The organism is Flagellimonas hymeniacidonis (assembly GCF_008040165.1).
In the GTDB taxonomy this organism is placed as follows: domain Bacteria; phylum Bacteroidota; class Bacteroidia; order Flavobacteriales; family Flavobacteriaceae; genus Flagellimonas; species Flagellimonas hymeniacidonis.
In genome coordinates, this window is sequence record NZ_VRUR01000002.1 from 814,086 (window position 1) to 831,604 (window position 17,519).

Annotated in this window: 17 protein-coding genes; 4 read left to right on the forward strand and 13 right to left on the reverse strand. The window is 38.1% G+C overall.

Going from position 1 to position 17,519, the window contains the following annotated elements:
• Positions 1–6 precede the first annotated feature (6 nt).
• Entirely contained in the window at positions 7–477 is a 471-nt protein-coding gene (locus FVB32_RS12565; protein ID WP_147744142.1) for a DUF6495 family protein, read from the forward strand.
• 107 nt (positions 478–584) lie between these two features.
• Here FVB32_RS12565 and FVB32_RS17760 read toward each other — a convergent pair whose 3' ends face one another.
• The gene (locus tag FVB32_RS17760; protein WP_187269569.1) at positions 585–1,388 is read right to left on the reverse strand and encodes a collagen-like triple helix repeat-containing protein; all 804 of its coding nucleotides are present in this window, start codon (positions 1,386–1,388) and stop codon (positions 585–587) included.
• Positions 1,389–1,567: 179 nt separating this feature from the next.
• On the opposite strand from FVB32_RS17760, the gene hisS reads away from it, so the two are divergent.
• Positions 1,568–2,944 (forward strand): histidine--tRNA ligase, encoded by a 1,377-nt coding sequence (gene hisS, locus FVB32_RS12575; RefSeq protein ID WP_147744143.1) that lies wholly within the window; start codon positions 1,568–1,570, stop codon positions 2,942–2,944.
• Here hisS and FVB32_RS12580 read toward each other — a convergent pair.
• Together FVB32_RS12580 and FVB32_RS12585 are read right to left on the reverse strand one after the other, a co-directional pair.
• Positions 2,939–3,484, reverse strand: coding sequence for an NUDIX hydrolase (locus tag FVB32_RS12580; RefSeq protein WP_147744144.1), 546 nt, complete (start codon positions 3,482–3,484; stop codon positions 2,939–2,941). The genes hisS and FVB32_RS12580 overlap by 6 nt on opposite strands.
• Before the next feature lie 51 nt (positions 3,485–3,535).
• Complete coding sequence (locus tag FVB32_RS12585; RefSeq protein ID WP_147744145.1) at positions 3,536–4,624, reverse strand: M42 family metallopeptidase; 1,089 nt, start codon at positions 4,622–4,624, stop codon at positions 3,536–3,538.
• A gap of 102 nt (positions 4,625–4,726) precedes the next feature.
• Between FVB32_RS12585 and FVB32_RS12590 the strand changes: the two genes are divergently transcribed.
• A complete protein-coding gene (locus tag FVB32_RS12590) occupies positions 4,727–5,407 on the forward strand; it encodes a DUF4294 domain-containing protein (protein WP_147744146.1) in 681 nt (226 codons plus the stop codon).
• On the opposite strand, the gene FVB32_RS12595 is transcribed toward FVB32_RS12590, so the two are convergent.
• Positions 5,404–5,637: a DUF6095 family protein gene (locus tag FVB32_RS12595; RefSeq protein ID WP_147744147.1), complete on the reverse strand. Its 234-nt coding sequence runs from the start codon at positions 5,635–5,637 to the stop codon at positions 5,404–5,406. The genes FVB32_RS12590 and FVB32_RS12595 overlap by 4 nt on opposite strands.
• Positions 5,638–5,695: 58 nt before the next feature.
• On the opposite strand from FVB32_RS12595, the gene FVB32_RS12600 reads away from it, so the two are divergent.
• Positions 5,696–7,018, forward strand: a complete 1,323-nt coding sequence (locus tag FVB32_RS12600) for a GntP family permease (RefSeq protein WP_147744148.1) — start codon at positions 5,696–5,698, stop codon at positions 7,016–7,018.
• A gap of 3 nt (positions 7,019–7,021) precedes the next feature.
• Here the strand turns inward: FVB32_RS12600 and FVB32_RS12605 are convergent, their stop codons facing one another.
• The 9 genes from FVB32_RS12605 to FVB32_RS12645 form a co-directional block, all read right to left on the reverse strand.
• Entirely contained in the window at positions 7,022–7,921 is a 900-nt protein-coding gene (locus FVB32_RS12605) for a DUF4249 family protein (protein WP_147744149.1), read from the reverse strand.
• A gap of 4 nt (positions 7,922–7,925) precedes the next feature.
• A complete protein-coding gene (locus FVB32_RS12610) occupies positions 7,926–10,325 on the reverse strand; it encodes a TonB-dependent receptor (RefSeq protein WP_147744150.1) in 2,400 nt (799 codons plus the stop codon).
• 173 nt (positions 10,326–10,498) lie between these two features.
• Entirely contained in the window at positions 10,499–12,721 is a 2,223-nt protein-coding gene (locus FVB32_RS12615) for an NADP-dependent isocitrate dehydrogenase (protein WP_147744151.1), read from the reverse strand.
• 630 nt (positions 12,722–13,351) lie between these two features.
• Positions 13,352–13,702 carry a 50S ribosomal protein L19 gene (gene rplS, locus FVB32_RS12620; RefSeq protein WP_147744152.1) on the reverse strand — a complete coding sequence of 117 codons (351 nt, stop codon included), beginning with the start codon at positions 13,700–13,702 and terminating at the stop codon, positions 13,352–13,354.
• Positions 13,703–13,828: 126 nt separating this feature from the next.
• On the reverse strand, positions 13,829–14,152 hold the full coding sequence (locus FVB32_RS12625; RefSeq protein ID WP_147744153.1) for a hypothetical protein: 324 nt from the start codon (positions 14,150–14,152) through the stop codon (positions 13,829–13,831).
• A gap of 1 nt (position 14,153) precedes the next feature.
• Positions 14,154–14,828, reverse strand: a complete 675-nt coding sequence (trmD, locus tag FVB32_RS12630; protein WP_147744154.1) for a tRNA (guanosine(37)-N1)-methyltransferase TrmD — start codon at positions 14,826–14,828, stop codon at positions 14,154–14,156.
• A gap of 31 nt (positions 14,829–14,859) precedes the next feature.
• Positions 14,860–15,309, reverse strand: a complete 450-nt coding sequence (locus tag FVB32_RS12635; protein WP_147744155.1) for a GNAT family N-acetyltransferase — start codon at positions 15,307–15,309, stop codon at positions 14,860–14,862.
• Between the two features lie 38 nt (positions 15,310–15,347).
• Entirely contained in the window at positions 15,348–15,953 is a 606-nt protein-coding gene (locus FVB32_RS12640; RefSeq protein ID WP_147744156.1) for a tRNA (guanine-N1)-methyltransferase, read from the reverse strand.
• A 110-nt stretch (positions 15,954–16,063) separates the two neighbouring features.
• Positions 16,064–17,512 carry a glyceraldehyde-3-phosphate dehydrogenase gene (locus FVB32_RS12645; protein ID WP_147744157.1) on the reverse strand — a complete coding sequence of 483 codons (1,449 nt, stop codon included), beginning with the start codon at positions 17,510–17,512 and terminating at the stop codon, positions 16,064–16,066.
• Positions 17,513–17,519: the final 7 nt, after the last annotated feature.

Genomic DNA, 17,519 nt, shown 5'->3' on the forward strand with positions numbered 1-17,519 from the left:
GATCAGATGAAATATGCAAGACTGACGCAACAGCAATTGGAAGAGTTGCACCCAGAGTTTATTAACTTTTTGGCTACCCAATCCATTACTGCCGATGAATGGGCAAGCATAAAGAAAGAAAAACCGGAAGCAGCAGAAGAGGAATTGGATGTCTTTAGTGATTTAATATGGGAAGGCGTATTGTCCAAAGTGGAGTATCTGGAAAATATTTCTGAGTTGCATATGCATTTGTTCCATCTAACAGAAAAGGAAATGAAACTACTTTCTGTAAAGGTGATGAACCCAGAAATAGATTTACGTACCGAGATTGGGTTTGGTTGGTTCAAGAGAAATTTTCAATCTGACTTTGTAGAGTATCTAACCGCTTCCAAGGCTTATTCTGATGATAAAAACCTAGATAAGTTCAACTTGATCCAACAGGGCGCTACCATTACCAAGGGGGAACTTTACCAATGGTTTGATAAAATCATGGAATAACATCCTTATTTTTATATCACTCCGAGCTTGTCGAAGGGTGGGGAAAATGAAAAAATAAAAAAGAGCCCTTAAGGGCTCTTCTTCTTTTAAGCGTGTTATAAAAAATACTATTCCAAGCCAAAGTATTGCATTACTTCGTGGTAATCGCTTGTATCCACCCCGGTAGCTTTAAGCTGGGCCAGAACCTCATTGCCATTTTTGTTTCCTAATGAGATTTCTAAGGCCACTATCTTTAAAGTAGAATAGAATCCTTGAGCCACTTGAAAATCATTACCGTTAGCAGTTTGATAAAAATTTATGTTTACATCTCCTGCATCATTTGCATTATTACCAACCTCTCTATAGTTCACGGCTGAATACGAAGTATTAAAAATCAGAGGTCCGGGTACTGGATAGATAGTAGAAGTAACATTTTCAAGATAAAAAAGAAAAGTATAGTTGGATAGTTCCTGAACGGTAATGTCTAAGTCAGTGTCATCAACAAGATTAAAGGTAAATATGTTACCACCAAAAGGTGACATGTCTATCTGAGCTACCTGTACATTGGCATTGCCCTGTTCTCCTTGTTCTCCTTGTTCTCCTTGTTCTCCTTGTTCTCCTTGTTCTCCTTGTTCTCCTTGTTCTCCTTGTTCTCCTTGTTCTCCTTGTTCTCCTTGTTCTCCTTGTTCTCCTTGACAATCTAGGCCGTTAAACTCTCCATCACCATTAACATCTTCTGAAGATTGGCTGACGCCATCGGCATTTGAGTCCCAGCAATTGATGCCGTTATCGCCTTTATTTCCGGGTGTTCCAGGAGCTCCAGTTAGGCCGGTATCACCATCAGCTCCATTAGTACCATCTTCACCAGAACAGGATATAAAAGTGATGGTGGCTATAAGACACCCAAGCAGTACAAACATTTTTAATTTCATAATAATATGTTTTATGGTTATTATAGCTCTAAAATATGGTCGTTACCATTTCTAATTTTGTATGAATTGATGTAACCCAATTTTCAATTGACCTTTGGTGTGAAAGAGGAAGCTATACAGGTGCTTTTGCTCATACCAAATCAACAAAGAGTGTATATTTGCACGAGAATTTCTAGTACATGCCACAAAAGCCATCTATACCCAAAGGGACCCGGGATTTTTCACCAGCAGAGGTTGCCCGACGCAATTATATCATCCAAACCATCAAAAAACATTTTGAGGTATATGGTTTTCAACCCATAGAGACCCCTTCTTTTGAGAATTCGGATACCTTAATGGGCAAGTATGGGGAAGAAGGTGACCGTTTAATTTTTAAAATATTGAACTCTGGAGATTTTATTTCCAAAGTGGATGATGTCACCTATAGCTCAAAAAAATCTAGTTCGCTACTGCCCAAGATTTCGGAGAAAGCACTCCGCTATGATCTTACCGTGCCTTTTGCACGCTACGTGGTCATGCACCAAAACGAAATAGATTTTCCATTTAAGCGCTACCAGATTCAACCCGTTTGGCGAGCGGACAGGCCCCAAAAAGGCCGTTTTCGTGAATTTTACCAATGTGATGCCGATGTGGTAGGGGCAAATTCGGTTTTACAAGAAGCAGAACTCATACAATTGTATGATGCCGTTTTTACCGATCTCAAATTAGTTGGAAGCACAATCAAACTTAATAATAGAAAAATTTTATCTGGAATAGCTGAAGTGATTGGCGCACAACATTTGCTGATAGATTTTACCGTAGCCTTGGATAAACTTGATAAGATAGGGGAGGAAGGCGTGCGAAAAGAAATGTTGGCCAAAGGTATTTCTGAACTTGCCATTGAGAAAGCGGCACCTTTATTTACAATGTCCGGCTCAAGTTTGGAACAATTGACCCAATTGAAATCCTTATTGGGCGAATCCGAGATTGGGATGCAGGGTGTAGCTGAGTTAGAGGAAATCATTACTACAGTGGAAGCTGTTGGGTTAAAAACAGCAAACCTACAAGTGGATGTGACTTTGGCCCGAGGATTAAACTATTATACAGGAGCCATTTTTGAAGTTAGTGCCCCTGAGGGCGTGAGTATGGGCTCTATCGGTGGCGGTGGTCGCTACGATGATCTCACAGGTATTTTTGGGCTGAAAGATGTTAGCGGAATTGGTATTTCTTTTGGTTTGGACCGAATTTATTTGGTTTTGGAAGCGTTAGGACTTTTCCCGGAACACTTGGACAAGTCCATTGATGTGCTGTGCATTAATTTTGGAGCAAAGGAAAGCTTGGCATCTTTAAAATTGATAAGTCAATTAAGGGAAAATGGTATTAAGGCGGAGGTATATCCGACAGCAACCAAAATGCAAAAGCAGATGAAATATGCCAATAACCGCAAAGTACCTTATGTGATATTGATTGGGGAACAGGAACTTGCCAATGGGGAGTTTGTGGCAAAAAATATGGATACGGGAGAGCAGGAAACCTATTCTATGGACAGCATAGCAGCTTTTACCGAAAAGCTATAATATTTTCTCTATTTCTGTGATAATGTGATGGTAATACGCTACCGAATGCGGGACAAATCCATCTAACTGCTTAACATCAACTTTTGATTTAAATTCTGATAAACCAATTAAAGCTAACTCTTCAACTTCGCTTTCTTGCTTTTTTAAATTGGACATAGGAACATTTAGCCCACACAGAAAAACATGATGAAATTCGTTATCCTTTAGTGTTTCTGAATGCTCTTGCATGGACTTAAAAACTCCTATTGGCTTTAAATCAGATTTGGTAATAGGTATTCCGATTTCCTCGGCTACCTCACGTAATGCTGCCTGTTGAAAAGTTTCACCAGCTTCAATATGTCCTGCAACAGAGACATCCCAAAGCAATGGAAAGGTTTTTTTGCCCTTTCCCCTTTGCTGAAATAGTATTTTACCTTCAGAAGTATAAAACCAAATATGTACAGTGGGATGAAACAATCCTTTTAGGTGTGCTTCCGATTTTAAACAGACTTTTCCTGTGTAGTTTCCATTTTCATCCAGAATGTCAACAAGTTCATCCATTAAAAATGAGTTACGGTCTCATCCCATTTGAAAACTGAAGTTCAATTGGGATCAATCAAAATAGCTAAACGTCTCGCCCTCTTTTATGGTCAACAGCGTTTCATAAATCAATCGAATAACGTTTTCCACATCGTCCTTATGAACCGTCTCAACAGTAGTATGCATATAGCGTAGCGGCAACGAAATTAAAGCTGAGGCTACCCCACCATTGCTATAGGCAAAGGCATCCGTATCGGTTCCCGTGTATCGTGATGAGGCCAGGCGTTGAAAAGGTATCTTTTTAGCCTCGGCTGTCTCAATAATACGCTCTCTTAATTTGTTTTGTACAGCTGGAGCGTAAGAAATCACGGGCCCAGAGCCCATAGCGGTCTCACCCTCTTTCTTTTTGTCGATCATGGGGGTGGTGGTGTCATGACAAACATCTGTGACAATGGCAATGTCCGGTTTTATGGTTTGGGTAATCATTTCGGCACCACGCAACCCAATTTCTTCTTGCACAGAGTTGGTAATGTATAGTCCAAAAGGTAATTTGTTTTTGTTTTCATGGAGCAAACGAGCCACTTCGGCAATCATAAAACCGCCTGCTCGATTGTCTATGGCACGGCAAACGAACTTGTTTTTGTTCAGTACTTGAAATTCATCTGGATAAGTGATTACACAGCCTACATGAACACCCATTTTTTCAACTTCCTCTTTATCCTTAGCGCCTATGTCAATAAAGATGTTATCCAATTTTGGTGGCTCTTCCTTACTTTTATTTCTGGTATGGATGGCAGGCCATCCAAAAACACCCTTTACAATTCCTTTTTTGGTATGGATATTCACCCATTTTGATGGAGCAATTTGATGGTCGCTACCTCCATTGCGAATTACATAAAGTAAACCATTATCCGTGATATAATTTACGTACCAAGAAATCTCATCGGAATGTCCTTCAATGACAACTTTAAATTTCGCATCAGGATTGATAACTCCAACCGCAGTACCGTAGGTGTCGGTAATAAATTCATCCACATAAGGCTTCAAATAATCCATCCAAATCTTTTGCCCTTCCCATTCGTAACCCGTTGGAGAAGCATTATTTAGGTATTTTTCAAAGAATTTTAAAGACTTAGCGGTAATGATTTTTGAAGCTGCCATGTATATATTTTAGTCCACAAACATAACAATATTCACTTTTATTTAATAGCCAAATCCTAGGTTTATCCTTAATTTTGACAGGACTTTTGCTAAATGGCTCAAATGTTTCGTTACAGTTTGGTTTTTGTTTTTTTACTGATCTTCGGTTTAGGCTTTTCCCAAGAGTCTGCTAAAGATTCGGTTGCAGATTACTACGTTAGGTTTGAGGGTGATTCTATTTTGTATAGCTCTATAGCGCTTGACGAGGTTTTTATTTTTGGTAAACTAGAGTTTGCCGATAGAAAGGAAAAACTCAGATATTATATACTTCGTAGAAAAACCTTAAAGGTATATCCGTATGCAAAACTTGCCGCAGAACGGTTGGTGGAATTAAATGATAGCTTGACTAAAATAAAAAAGAAAAGACATCGGAAGAAATACACAAAAGAGGTTCAAAAATATATTGAAGGTGAATTTTCTGATAAGCTTAAAAAATTGACTCGAACAGAAGGTCAGATTTTAATCAAACTAATTTACCGCCAAACGGGAAAAACAGCCTTTAACTTGGTCAAGGAATTGCGAAATGGTTGGCGCGCGTTTTGGTACAACACTACGGCGAAAGCGTTTAAAATTAGCATTAAGGAAGAGTTCCATCCAGAGAAAATCCATGAGGATTATCTTATTGAAGATATTTTACAGCGCGCATTCGCAGCCAAGAAATTAGAACGCCAAGAATCTGTTTTGGATTATGATTATGCGCAGCTTAGCAATAAATGGAAAAACAATTCTCCTGATAAAAATTAGCTTTTGGGTTTCTTTCCAAAAATGGCTTCCATAAAAATTTTAATGGTGTAAAAACCAAAACCGATTGCTGTTATGGCCAAAAGCAGTCCAATGATTAACACCGGAATGTAAGCAACGTGCTCTTGATTTTTAAAAGCCTGGTATATGACAAAAGGGGCTAAAAACATTAATCCAACCGTAAAACCTATGTATTTCAGTCCTTTTGCTAAAAGTTGTTTGTCCGTTCTCATGCCAAGCTAAAGTAGGAATATTAGCTTATATTTATTCGCTTTAGTAGATAAATTAGGTATGGAACTAATAGTATTGGGAGTAGTGGTTTTGTTTATAATTGTTGCCACTGTACGATTTAAGATGCATCCTGTTTTTTCGCTTACCCTTGCGGCTGTTGCAACTGGTTTTCTTCTTGGTCTTGCACCAAACGATATCATGTCCACGATTGGGGAGGGTTTTGGAAAAACCTTATCAGGGATTGGTCTGGTCATTGCCTTTGGTACGGTAATCGGTATTTATTTAGAAAAGACTGGGGCAACCAAAGTGTTGGCCAATGCTATTTTAAAAATGATTGGGCTAAAGCGCTCGCCTTTGGCCATGAATCTAGCGGGGTATATCATTTCTATTCCCGTTTTTTGTGATTCAGGATTTATTATTCTCTCCTCTTTAAATAAAGCTATCAGCAAAAAAACAGGTATTCCTGTACTGGTCTTTGCCATCTCTTTAGCAACTGGACTTTACGCAGCACATGTTTTTGTACCTCCAACACCAGGCCCCTTGGCAGCGGCGGCCATTTTGGAAGCTGATTTAGGAATGGTATTGATTTTTGGATTGCTTGTTTCTATCCCAGTGTCCTTAACGGGGTATTTTTGGGCCAAGTTCATCGGAAAGTCGTTGGTGACAAAAGAGAGCGAAGAAACATCCAGAGTAAATACCGATGAAAAGGAGCGTAATATTAAACCATTTCAAGCTTTTTTACCCCTATTGGCACCAATTTGTTTGATAGCGTTAAAGTCCATAGTCAATTATCCTACCTATCCATTGGGAAAGCAGGTCGTTTTTCAAATTTTTGATTTTTTTGGTAATCCCATTATAGCATTATTGGTAGGCGTGCTTTTTGCATTTATGTTGGGAAGGAAAGTACCTAGTAAACAGAAAGAAGGATGGGTAACGGAAGCATTTAAACAGGCTGGATTGATTGTTTTGATTACGGGCGCTGGAGGTGCTTTTGGTGCTATTTTAAGAACTATAGATATTGCTTCTGTAATAAACCTTGAATCCAGCTCTGGCATTGGAGGACTTCTGATAGCATTTACTATTGCTGCGGTATTAAAAACCGCTCAGGGATCCTCTACCGTGGCCATTATAACAACTTCTGCCATAATTGCACCGATGTTGGAAACTTTTGGTCTGCTAACCATTACAGATAAGGCATTTACTGTGCTTGCAATTGGGGCAGGGGCCATGACGGTATCCCATATTAATGATAGCTATTTTTGGGTGGTATCCCAATTTTCCAATATTGACGTAAAAACAGCATTAAAGGGACACACCTTGGGAACCTTATGCCAAGGACTTGTCGGCATAACGATGATTTTGTTGCTGTATAAAATAATTTAGTTTTTATTCAATGGTAATGGTCTGCGAAAACTCTTCAACCACCGCGAAATATCCTAAGGCAAATACTTCGGGTTGGTCTACGTTGTCAAATACATCAAGATTGTCCAAATCGGTGACATCAAAAACATTACCTCTTACGGTTGCAACTGGTGTAGCAAAAACACCGCCATTGTCTTCGGTTTGTTCAATCAACAAATCCATATAATTATAAAAATCCTGATTGGCTCCTAAAATACTAATGGTAACATCTTGACCGGGAGTCAGGTTTTTGTCATAGAAATAGGAAAACTGAAATTGTTGCCCTTGGATGAACTGGTCATCCAACGCTTGGAATTCGCCAAAATCAAAATCAAACACATAAAAATCATTTTTATCTGGGTCGTCGGTGAATGTGATGATGACCTCGATATCATCTTCATCGAAAAGGGTTTCTGTACCTTGTTCAATATTGTCTAGAGGGGGGCTAGAGGCATATTCCGTTCTAGCCAAATAAGACCTTCCCTTATGGGTTATTTGAAGAATAAACACATAACCTGGTTCGGCATTGGTGGTTCTTATACGTTGGTCTGAGGTAGCATTGGGGTCAGGAACGTAAATTCCACTCCCCGCGGGCACTTCCGAAAGACTGGATACAAATACTTCTTCAAACAGTTCCGGAGCATCTGGCAAAGGAATCCCGTAAATAATGGACATGCTTTCTACTTGGGTAATGGGATTATCTTCAAAAAAATTGCTGGTTTCCTTAACCCTGATTTCCACAGGAACAAATTCAAGACTTTTGTCAACCCTAAGCAATGCATCTACAACCAGCCTTGGTTCTTCTTCAGGCAATTCAACCGTAATCTCATCTTCACAAGAAAAGAGTATAAAAAAAGCCAACAGTGCAAAAATCCGTTTTTTCATAATCTTAAAATTTGAAATTGTAGGTTACTGCGGGAATAATCCCAAAAATAGATGTTCGAAGTGCTTGGTTTCTACCTGTGTCTTCGTCTTCCCTAAAATTTATGGAAGCAGCATTCTTCCTATTGTATGCATTATAAATACTGAAAACCCACTCAGATTTTACTTTTTTGCGACTATTTCGTTTTGGTTTTAATGTTGCTGAAATATCCAATCTATGAAAATCTGGTAAGCGTTCCTCATTTCTAAGTCCGAAAAAAGGAACCGTAAGGCCTTGAAATTCAAACTGACCTAAGGGATAATTGGTCGGCTGCCCGGTTTGGAACACAAAGTTTGCATTAAAATTCCATTTCTCATTTAAATCATAGCTCCCAAATACTGCTATATCATGTGTTTTATCATAAGGTGTATTATACCACTCCCCAAAATTGATCCCTGTTTCCCTATTGGACCTCCCATCATCAGCAGAGGAAACTCTTCCAGGGGTACGCTGTTCCGATTTGGAAAGGGTATAGGCCAGCCAACCTTTTAATCGCCCCTCGTTTTTCCGCAATAAAAACTCCAAGCCATAAGCTCTGGCTTCACCATTTAGAATAACCTGTTCTATGGCATTGTTTGCAATAAGGTCCGCGCCATCTATATAATCAATTCTATTATCAATGTCCTTATAGAATACCTCTGTCTCTAAAGAAAATTCCCCCTCATTTATATTTTGAAAATAGCCTACCGCATATTGATCTAACAATTGGGGTTCAATAAACGGACCGCTTGGGGTCCATACATCTAATGGAGTAGGAGAGTTGGTGTTGGATAATAGGTGCAAATATTGTGCTAGTCGTGTGTAACTTGCCTTTATGGATCTTTTCCCATTAAAATTATAGGAAAGAGAAAATCTTGGTTCTAAATTGGTAAACTTTTCCAAACTTCCACCTCTGCCTGGATTTATGGTGTCGATTGGGGTTCCTTCTCTATAAATAAGCAAAAAGGGATCAAAGAAAACTGGGTCATCATTTTCGTAGACAAAAAATTCATCTTGTCCAAGCCTATTAAAATGACTTACTCGTAGTCCATAATTAATGCTCAGTCTTTCTGTAACCTTTTGCTCCACATCAACATATGCAGCAGTTTCGTTGGCGTATTTTTTGGTTAACTGATCCTCAACAATTCCGGAATCTGGCCTATTGGGAATTATTTTACCGGGATTGAATACGTAGTAAATATTATTTAGGCCATAGTTTAATTGAAACGAATCGTTGATATAGTGTTTAAGGTCATATTTAAGGTTAAAATTCTGAATGCCGGAGTCCCATTCAAAACCAACAAAATCAAGTTCTAAACCATAGGAATAATCAGAATAGATTACCGATAGATTTGAAAAGAGTTTGTCCGAAAACAAATGATTCCATCTAAAATTTCCAACAGCATTGCCATAGGTGTTCACAAAACTATCGCTAATACTAAAGAGGTCTCGACCAAAATAACCAGAGAGAAAAATATTGTTTCTATCGTTGATTTTATGATTGATTTTCGTGTTGAGGTCAAAAAAGTAGGCCTTATTGTCTACATCAAATAATGGTAAAAACAGATGTGCGTATGAAGCTCTTCCACCCACCAAAAAGGCAGTTTTATCCTTTGTAATGGGGCCTTCTACAAGTAACCGACTGGCCACGGCCCCAATACCCCCATTCACTTTTAATTCTTTGCTGTTTCCTTCTTTTTGAAATATTTCCAGCACAGATGAGACCCTACCACCATATCTGGCAGGAATTCCTCCCTTGAATAATTTAACATCCTTTATAGCATCGGGATTAAAAACCGAAAAGAAGCCAAACAAATGAGAAGAGTTGAATATTGTGGCTTCATCCAGTAAGATTAGGTTTTGGTCTGCCGCGCCACCTCTAACATTAAAGCCTGAGGAGGCTTCGCCAGCGTTGGTTACACCGGGGAGTAGAAGCAACGATTTTATAACATCTGCTTCCCCAAGTACCACCGGAATCTGTTTTATAGTCTGAACAGCCAGCGTATTGACGCTCATTTGTGGTCTTCGTATGTCTATTCGTTCCGAATCATCAGTTACCACAACCTCTTCTAATTGTTCCGCTTTCTCAAGAAGATTAAAATCCTTTTTTATGCTTGAATTTAAGGTGATGGTTTCTCGGATATCTTGAAAGCCCAAATAGCTTACCACTACATTGTAGCTTCCTTCGGGTAATGTAATGGAATAGAAACCATATTCATTGGTGGTCACGCCAGTTTTTAAACTTGGAAAGGCAATGGTTACGCCAATTAGGGTTTCATTACTGCTTGCCTCGGAAATGGTGCCGCTTAGGGTGTATTTTTGTTGAGCATGTAAAAAAAAGCATTCGAGGATCAATAAAAAAGAAAGTAGAATTTGCCTTTTTGACATGTATTATGATTTCTTATAATTACTTAAACCTCATCGCATACTACTGAAGTATTATGGGACGAGGAAAGTCAATTTGCTTCTAAACCATTTTGATTTAAGCCTAATGTTCTAAAATAGACAATTATCAAACCAAAAAAAACGGTTTAACAGATTCTTAATCTAACAAAAAACAATTAAGAAATCGTGGTAAGAATTTGATTGAGCGTTTCGCTTGGACACATTGCTTTTGATGCCAAAAGGACATCTGGCAGATAATACCCTCCTATATCTACAGAATTGCCTTGTGCATTGATCAATTCCTTGGTAATGTTCCCTTCATTTGAATGCAATGCTTCAAACACTTTTACAAAAGTAGATTTCAATTCAGCATCTTCATTTTGGGTTGCCAATGCTTCCGCCCAGTACAAGGTCAAATAGAAATGACTGCCACGAGTATCCAATTCGTTCACTTTTCTTGACGGTGACTTGTCATTATCCAAGAATTTTTCAGTGGCTTTGTCCAGCGCGTCGGCAAGTACAAGTGCTTTTTTATTATTATTTTTTTCACCATGATGCTCCAAAGACACTCCTAAGGCTAAAAATTCTCCCAAAGAATCCCATCTTAGATGGCCTTCTTCTAAAAACTGCTCTACATGTTTGGGCGCGGAACCTCCGGCACCTGTTTCAAAAAGCCCTCCGCCATTCATCAACGGCACAATGGACAGCATTTTTGCACTGGTTCCTACTTCCAGAATTGGAAAAAGGTCTGTGAGGTAATCTCGAAGTACATTTCCTGAAACGGATATGGTATCCTTTCCTTGTTTGATGCGTCCCAAAGTAAATTTGGTTGCATCCATAGGGGAGAGGATTCTTATATCCAGCCCTTGAGTATCATGGTCTTTTAGGTATTCTTTAACCTTGATAATCAATTGATTGTCATGAGCTCTTTCTTCGCTTAACCAAAAAACGGCTGGAGTGTTTGTGGCCTTAGCTCTGGAAACAGCTAATTTTACCCAATCTTGAATTGGCGCATCTTTAACTTGACACATTCTCCAAATATCTCCCTGATCTACTTTGTGCTGAATCAATGTTTCATTAGTGGAAGCACTTACAACTCGAACGGTACCGGGTTTTTGAATTTCAAAAGTCTTATCATGAGAGCCATATTCTTCAGCTTTTTGAGCCATTAAGCCTACATTAGGAACAGTTCCCATAGTAGTGGGGTCAAAAGCACCGTGTTCTTTACAAAAGTCTATTGTGGCTTGATAAATTCCTGCATAGCTACTATCGGGTATTACGGCCTTTGTATCCTGAAGCTTTCCATTTTTATCCCACATTTTTCCAGAGTTTCTGATCATGGCGGGCATTGAAGCATCAATAATGATATCACTTGGAACATGAAGATTGGTAATTCCTTTATCAGAATTTACCATGGCCAAATCAGGACCATTTTCTATACTTTCCGTAATAACTTTTTCAATCTCTGTGCGTTTTCCATCTGGTAGTTCTTGCAATTTATCGTAGAGTGTTTCTAACCCATTATTGGCATTAATACCTAGAGATTCGAAAGTGTCTGCATACTCCTCAAACAAACTCGAAAAATAGGTTTCCAATGCATGACCGAAAATGATTGGGTCGGAAACCTTCATCATAGTGGCTTTAAAATGGAGAGAAAGTAAGAGATTGTCTTTTTTTGCTTCTGCAATTTCCTTTGCTAAGAAATCCACTAACGCATTTTTGCTCATTACCGTAGTATCGATAATTTCATCCTTTTGGAGTGTTATGTTATCCTTTAAAACGGTAATCCCTCCACTTGCATCGACCAATTCAATGCGTACATCATCAGCGTTTTTCATGGTCAAGGATTTTTCGTTACTCCTAAAATCTCCATGAGACATGGTAGCTACATGGGTTTTGGAATCTGAAGACCATTCCCCCATGGAGTGTGGATTTTTCTTTGCGTAATTTTTGATTGCTTTTGGAGCCCTCCTATCTGAATTTCCTTCACGCAAAACTGGATTTACTGCACTACCTTTTATTTTGTCGTATCTGGCTTTGATGGCTTTTTCATCATCATTTTGAGGCTCGTCTGGATAGCTTGGAAGCTTATACCCCTTTTGCTGCAATTCTTCTATGGCTTCTTTTAATTGGGGAATGGAAGCACTTATGTTGGGTAGTTTAATGATATTGGCCTCGGGAGTCTTGGCTAGGTCTCCTAGAATTGCCAAATCATCTGTTATTTGCTGATCTTTATTCAAAAATTCTGGAAACACCGCCGCGATTCTACCAGCCAGGGAAATATCTTTTGTTTCTATGGTAATATCTGCGGTTTTAGTAAATGCTTTTACAATGGGCAAAAAGGATAGGGTAGCCAAAGCTGGTGCTTCGTCGGTTTTTGTATAAAAAATCTTAGCCATCTAATGTTTTTATTTAAGCGGAGCAAATATACAATTTATGGCTGTGGCTATACTAAGGGATTTTGCTAAAAAAAGGGACGTTTTTTTGAAGTAATATAAAAAACAAAAGCCATATCTATGTGTGAACATTGATATGGCTTTCTGAAAAGAGCTAAAAGATTTTATTCTGCGTTGCCGCAAAATTGCAACCATTGATTGCATCCGTTGCTCCTTTGACGTTTACTCAACACCATGTTTTTAATTTTACAACTAAACACCATCATGCAAAGTGTCCTAATAGTTTCCTAAATCTTATCAAAACGGGAAATTGCTCTCCTGTCCGCAAATAAAATTTACTATTTCTCTTTAAGGTCCGCCGAGGCTTCCCAAAATTTGAAATTCCTTTTGTGATCAGTAGTGTTACCAATTAAAAGGGAAACATCAGTATTTAAAGAACGTCAACTTTAAATTAGAAACAAGCTTTTGATATAATCTCTTTCTTATTTCTCCTACTAAAGTATAATAAAGTTGCAGAATTCCAAATTCTGTAATGGATTAAAAATCAACAACGTATGAACCGTGGTTATTAACAATTGTTCATAAAAAAAGCACCTATTAATAGGTGCTTTTAATTTGTATATGCGATTAGGTTTATCCCCTAATCTCTTTAATACGTGCTTTTTTACCGGTAAGTCCTCTAAAATAGAAGATTCTAGATCTACGTACTTTACCTTTTTTGTTTACTTCAACTCTTTGCAGTGCAGGCATGTTGATTGGAAAAATTCTTTCCACTCCAACGGTACCAGACATTTTTCTGATAGTAAAAGTTTCTGTTGCACCAGTTCCTCTTCTCTGGATTACAACTCCTTTAAAGAACTGTGTACGTGTTTTTTCACCTTCCTTAATTTCATAGTATACCGTGATGGTATCACCAGATGAAAATTTTGGAAAATCTTTTTTTGGAACAAATTCGTCTTCAACAAATTTTATTAAGGATTCCATGTTATGCTTTTTTATACGTTTAACAAGATTAACTTTCACGAGTTTCGTCAGAGGTTAATTTTGAGATTGCAAAAATAATGCAATATTTAGAAATGACAAGGTATTTTTCGCTTTTTGAAAGGCACGTTAACCAGCAGACAATCTTTTGACGTGCTTTACTGCAAATAAAAGAAGTCCCAAAGCAAAAAGAATATATGGTATGGCTCCTAAAATACTGATGATTTTGGTAGCCTGGACTAGGGACTCTGCGCCATTATACGCTGCAATTTTATTCCATATAATGCTGCCCACAGAAAAAAGCAAGGTCAAAATACTCGCGACCAACATTAAAATGGAAGCACTATTCTTTCGCTTAATTACAATAATAATACACGCAGCAATTACTGCTAAATGGGCAAATCCATTTATCAAGCCACTTATTATAAAATGTATGTATTGATTGGTTTCCATATTATTCCAATAAATCTGGTCTTAGTTTAGTAGTTCGTTCCATGGCTTGTTCCTCCCGCCATTTTTCTATTTTAGGAAAATCCCCGGTCAATAAGATATCCGGTACTTCTGTGCCTTTATAGTTTGATGGTCTGGTGTACACTGGAGGAGCCAATAAATTATCTTGAAAGGTATCCGTTAGTGCAGAAGTCTCATCATTTAAAACTCCAGGAAGCAATCTAATTATGGAATCGCACAAGACTGCTGCAGCCAATTCACCACCAGATAGCACATAATCTCCTATAGAGATTTCTCTAGTAACAAACAGATCACGCACCCGTTGGTCGACTCCTTTATAATGACCGCATAGGATAATCAGATTTTTTTTAAGCGAAATTTCATTGGCTACTCCTTGATTTAAGGTGCTTCCATCTGGGGTCATATAGATGACCTCATCATAATCCCGTTCTTCTTTTAGTTTGGAGATGCATTTATCTATAGGTTCTATCATCAAGACCATACCGGCCCCACCACCAAATTGATAATCATCAACTTGTTTGTAATTTCCTATTGAATAGTCCCTGAGGTTGTGAAAATGCACTTCTACCAATCCTTTTTCAATGGCTCGCTTTAATATGGAGGCCTCAAAAGGACTTTTTAATAATTCTGGTAAAACTGTAATAATATCTATCCGCATGTCCTGTAAAGAAAGTGGTCAAAGATAGCGGTTATTTGGCTTGATTATGAGTCCAAAAATAATGCAAGTAGGCTTCATCCTTTTCCCAGCCCAATCGTTCATATAGTTTTTGAGCGGGATTGTCCACAGCTGTTTCCAATGCCAATCCTTTATATCCCTTTTTTTTACAGAAGTCTTTTGCGTGATTCAGCAAAGCTTCGCCAACGCCTTTTTTTCGAAATTCTGGTAAAACGAATAAATCGTTTAAAATATAAAATGGTTGTAAGGATACAGAGGAGAAGGTTTTGTACAGCTGTGTAAATCCGCAAGCATTGCCATTTTCTAGCGCCAGAAATACTACGTTTTCCTTATTTGTAAAGCGTTCTTTTAAAAAGGAACGTGCTGCATCTAAATTTGATTCTTGCTCATAAAAGACCCTGTACTCATCAAATAGGGGTGCTATAAGTTCTAAATCTGATATGGTGGCTTTTTTAATTTCCATGCCAAAATCTAAAAACTCCCTTTAAAAGGGAGCTTTTATTATTTTTTGCTTTTGTTCAACTCATCTTGAAGTTGACGGCTTATTTTTTGCTCTCGCTCCAAAGCTCTTCTTCTATGGTCTTCAAATTCCTTTTCTACATCAGCCAATGCAGTTTTGGCCTGATGTGTTAAAAAGTTGCTATTTCTAAACCTATATATAAAGAAAAGTAAAAACAACAATAACCCTAAAATGATTGACCAAAGGATTAGTTTATAGGTTCCCTTGCTTACCATAGCGCCAAAAAAGGACATGCTATCTTTTTCTGAAGTAACAGTGGTAAGGTTGTTTGTGGTTTCGGATAACTTTGTATTAAGTTCTTCAATCTTGGCGTTGTTCCCTTCTATAGTGGCCGATAAGTCCTTTATAGTCGCGCGAGCATTATTGATAGAATCGAAGATGTTGCCTTTAATTCTGTTTAAATCAACTAAACGGACAACTTCATATCGAATACCATTGGCCCTATAATTACCGGACTTCCTTTCCAGTTCTTTAAATTGCCCAACTAGGGTTTCATCGTTTTTGGAATCAGCGTTTTGTTCTTGTGCTGTGAGCGAAAAGCAAAATGTCAGTAATGCAATGGTAAATAGTGTTCGTAAACATTTCATGGTCAATATTCGTATTTAATTTAGATTAAGGGTAGGGCGAAATTACACCAATAAACTAAAAATCAAAAGAAAAACCTTTACTGTAAGCAAAAGTGCTTGAAAATTTTATACTAATAATAAGTATAGCGTCTTACTTTGGCAATATATTTAGCTAGTCTTATTACCTGATGGGAATAGCCATACTCATTATCGTACCAAATATAGAGCACAATGCTTTTTCCATCTGCGGAGACCAAAGTAGCCTTACTATCATAAATGGATGGGGCAGAAGCCCCTACAATATCCGATGAGACCAGTTCATTGCTGAGGGAGTATTGTATTTGTTCAACCAAATCACCTTCAAGCGCATACTTCTTTAAAATAGTATTGATACTTTCTTTGGAGGTTTTATTTTTTACTTCAAGGTTTAATATGGCCAATGATCCATTTGGAACGGGTACACGAATGGCATTGGATGTTAATTTCCCTTTTAGTGATGGCAATGCTTTTGCAACTGCTGCCCCGGCTCCAGTTTCCGTAATCACCATATTCAATGCTGCAGCACGACCTCTTCTATATTTGCTGTGCATATTGTCCACTAAATTTTGATCATTGGTATAGGCATGTATCGTTTCTAAATGTCCTTTTTTTATACCCAAGGAATCCTCAATCACTTTTAGAATTGGGGTTATGGCATTGGTGGTGCAAGATGCAGCGGAATAAATTTTGGTCTTCTCTGGGTCAAATTCGCTATGATTTACCCCATGAACAATATTTGGGACTTCTTTTCCAGGTGCTGTTAATAGCACTTTACTGGCTCCTTTTGCTTCCAAATGTCTTGATAGGGCAGCTTTATCCCTAAAAGCTCCTGTGTTGTCAATAATTAACGCATTGTAAATACCGTATTTGGTATAATCGATATCTTCTGGCTTGCTGGCATTTATAAAAGTGACTGTAGTGCCGTTGATGATGAGTGCCTGGTTCTTTGCATCAACATCCACTGTGCCCATAAATTGTCCGTGCACAGAATCTGTCTTGAGCAAAGCAGCTCTTTTTTCCAATATCTCTTCACTTGCCTCCCCTCTAACAACAACAGCTCTTAATCTAAGTTGGCTACCTCTTCCGGTTTTGGCCATGAGCTCCCTTGCAACTAACCTTCCAATTCTACCAAAACCATAAAGCACTACATCCTTTGGTTTGATTTCTTTTGTGGACTGCGCGTCTTTTAGTTTTTCTAAAACAAATGCCTTTACGTTAAGATGATTGTTGTCATCCGAATGATATTCATACGTTAACTTTCCAATATCCAATTTGGCAGGTGGCAAGCTGATATCATTGATTGCTCTGAGAATTTCAACGGAATCAAAAATGGAAATAGGCTTTTGAACAAATTCCCCAGCATATTCATGTAGGTTGATGATGTCGCTTACATTCTTATCAATGATTTGGTTTTTAAAGAGCACCACCTCAATGGCTTTGTCATACCACAGATCACTTATTATTTTAATGAATTCTGTAGTTGCTTTTCTACGATCTGCCTGGAACGCAAGTTCTTTTTCGTAAGACTTAATATCGCTCATAGATGAT

What these genes read in the sequence shown, in the direction of transcription:
- FVB32_RS12615 (WP_147744151.1), bottom strand. Translation starts at nt 12,721, where the DNA reads ATGGCTAAGATTTTTTATACAAAAACCGACGAAGCACCAGCTTTGGCT.
- FVB32_RS12585 (WP_147744145.1), bottom strand. Translation starts at nt 4,624, where the DNA reads ATGGCAGCTTCAAAAATCATTACCGCTAAGTCTTTAAAATTCTTTGAA.
- FVB32_RS12625 (WP_147744153.1), bottom strand. Translation starts at nt 14,152, where the DNA reads ATGGAAACCAATCAATACATACATTTTATAATAAGTGGCTTGATAAAT.
- FVB32_RS17760 (WP_187269569.1), bottom strand. Translation starts at nt 1,388, where the DNA reads ATGAAATTAAAAATGTTTGTACTGCTTGGGTGTCTTATAGCCACCATC.
- FVB32_RS12605 (WP_147744149.1), bottom strand. Translation starts at nt 7,921, where the DNA reads ATGAAAAAACGGATTTTTGCACTGTTGGCTTTTTTTATACTCTTTTCT.
- trmD (WP_147744154.1), bottom strand. Translation starts at nt 14,828, where the DNA reads ATGCGGATAGATATTATTACAGTTTTACCAGAATTATTAAAAAGTCCT.
- FVB32_RS12595 (WP_147744147.1), bottom strand. Translation starts at nt 5,637, where the DNA reads ATGAGAACGGACAAACAACTTTTAGCAAAAGGACTGAAATACATAGGT.
- FVB32_RS12590 (WP_147744146.1), top strand. Translation starts at nt 4,727, where the DNA reads ATGTTTCGTTACAGTTTGGTTTTTGTTTTTTTACTGATCTTCGGTTTA.
- FVB32_RS12635 (WP_147744155.1), bottom strand. Translation starts at nt 15,309, where the DNA reads ATGGAAATTAAAAAAGCCACCATATCAGATTTAGAACTTATAGCACCC.
- rplS (WP_147744152.1), bottom strand. Translation starts at nt 13,702, where the DNA reads ATGGAATCCTTAATAAAATTTGTTGAAGACGAATTTGTTCCAAAAAAA.
- FVB32_RS12640 (WP_147744156.1), bottom strand. Translation starts at nt 15,953, where the DNA reads ATGAAATGTTTACGAACACTATTTACCATTGCATTACTGACATTTTGC.
- FVB32_RS12600 (WP_147744148.1), top strand. Translation starts at nt 5,696, where the DNA reads ATGGAACTAATAGTATTGGGAGTAGTGGTTTTGTTTATAATTGTTGCC.
- FVB32_RS12610 (WP_147744150.1), bottom strand. Translation starts at nt 10,325, where the DNA reads ATGTCAAAAAGGCAAATTCTACTTTCTTTTTTATTGATCCTCGAATGC.
- hisS (WP_147744143.1), top strand. Translation starts at nt 1,568, where the DNA reads ATGCCACAAAAGCCATCTATACCCAAAGGGACCCGGGATTTTTCACCA.
- FVB32_RS12580 (WP_147744144.1), bottom strand. Translation starts at nt 3,484, where the DNA reads ATGGATGAACTTGTTGACATTCTGGATGAAAATGGAAACTACACAGGA.
- FVB32_RS12645 (WP_147744157.1), bottom strand. Translation starts at nt 17,512, where the DNA reads ATGAGCGATATTAAGTCTTACGAAAAAGAACTTGCGTTCCAGGCAGAT.
- FVB32_RS12565 (WP_147744142.1), top strand. Translation starts at nt 7, where the DNA reads ATGAAATATGCAAGACTGACGCAACAGCAATTGGAAGAGTTGCACCCA.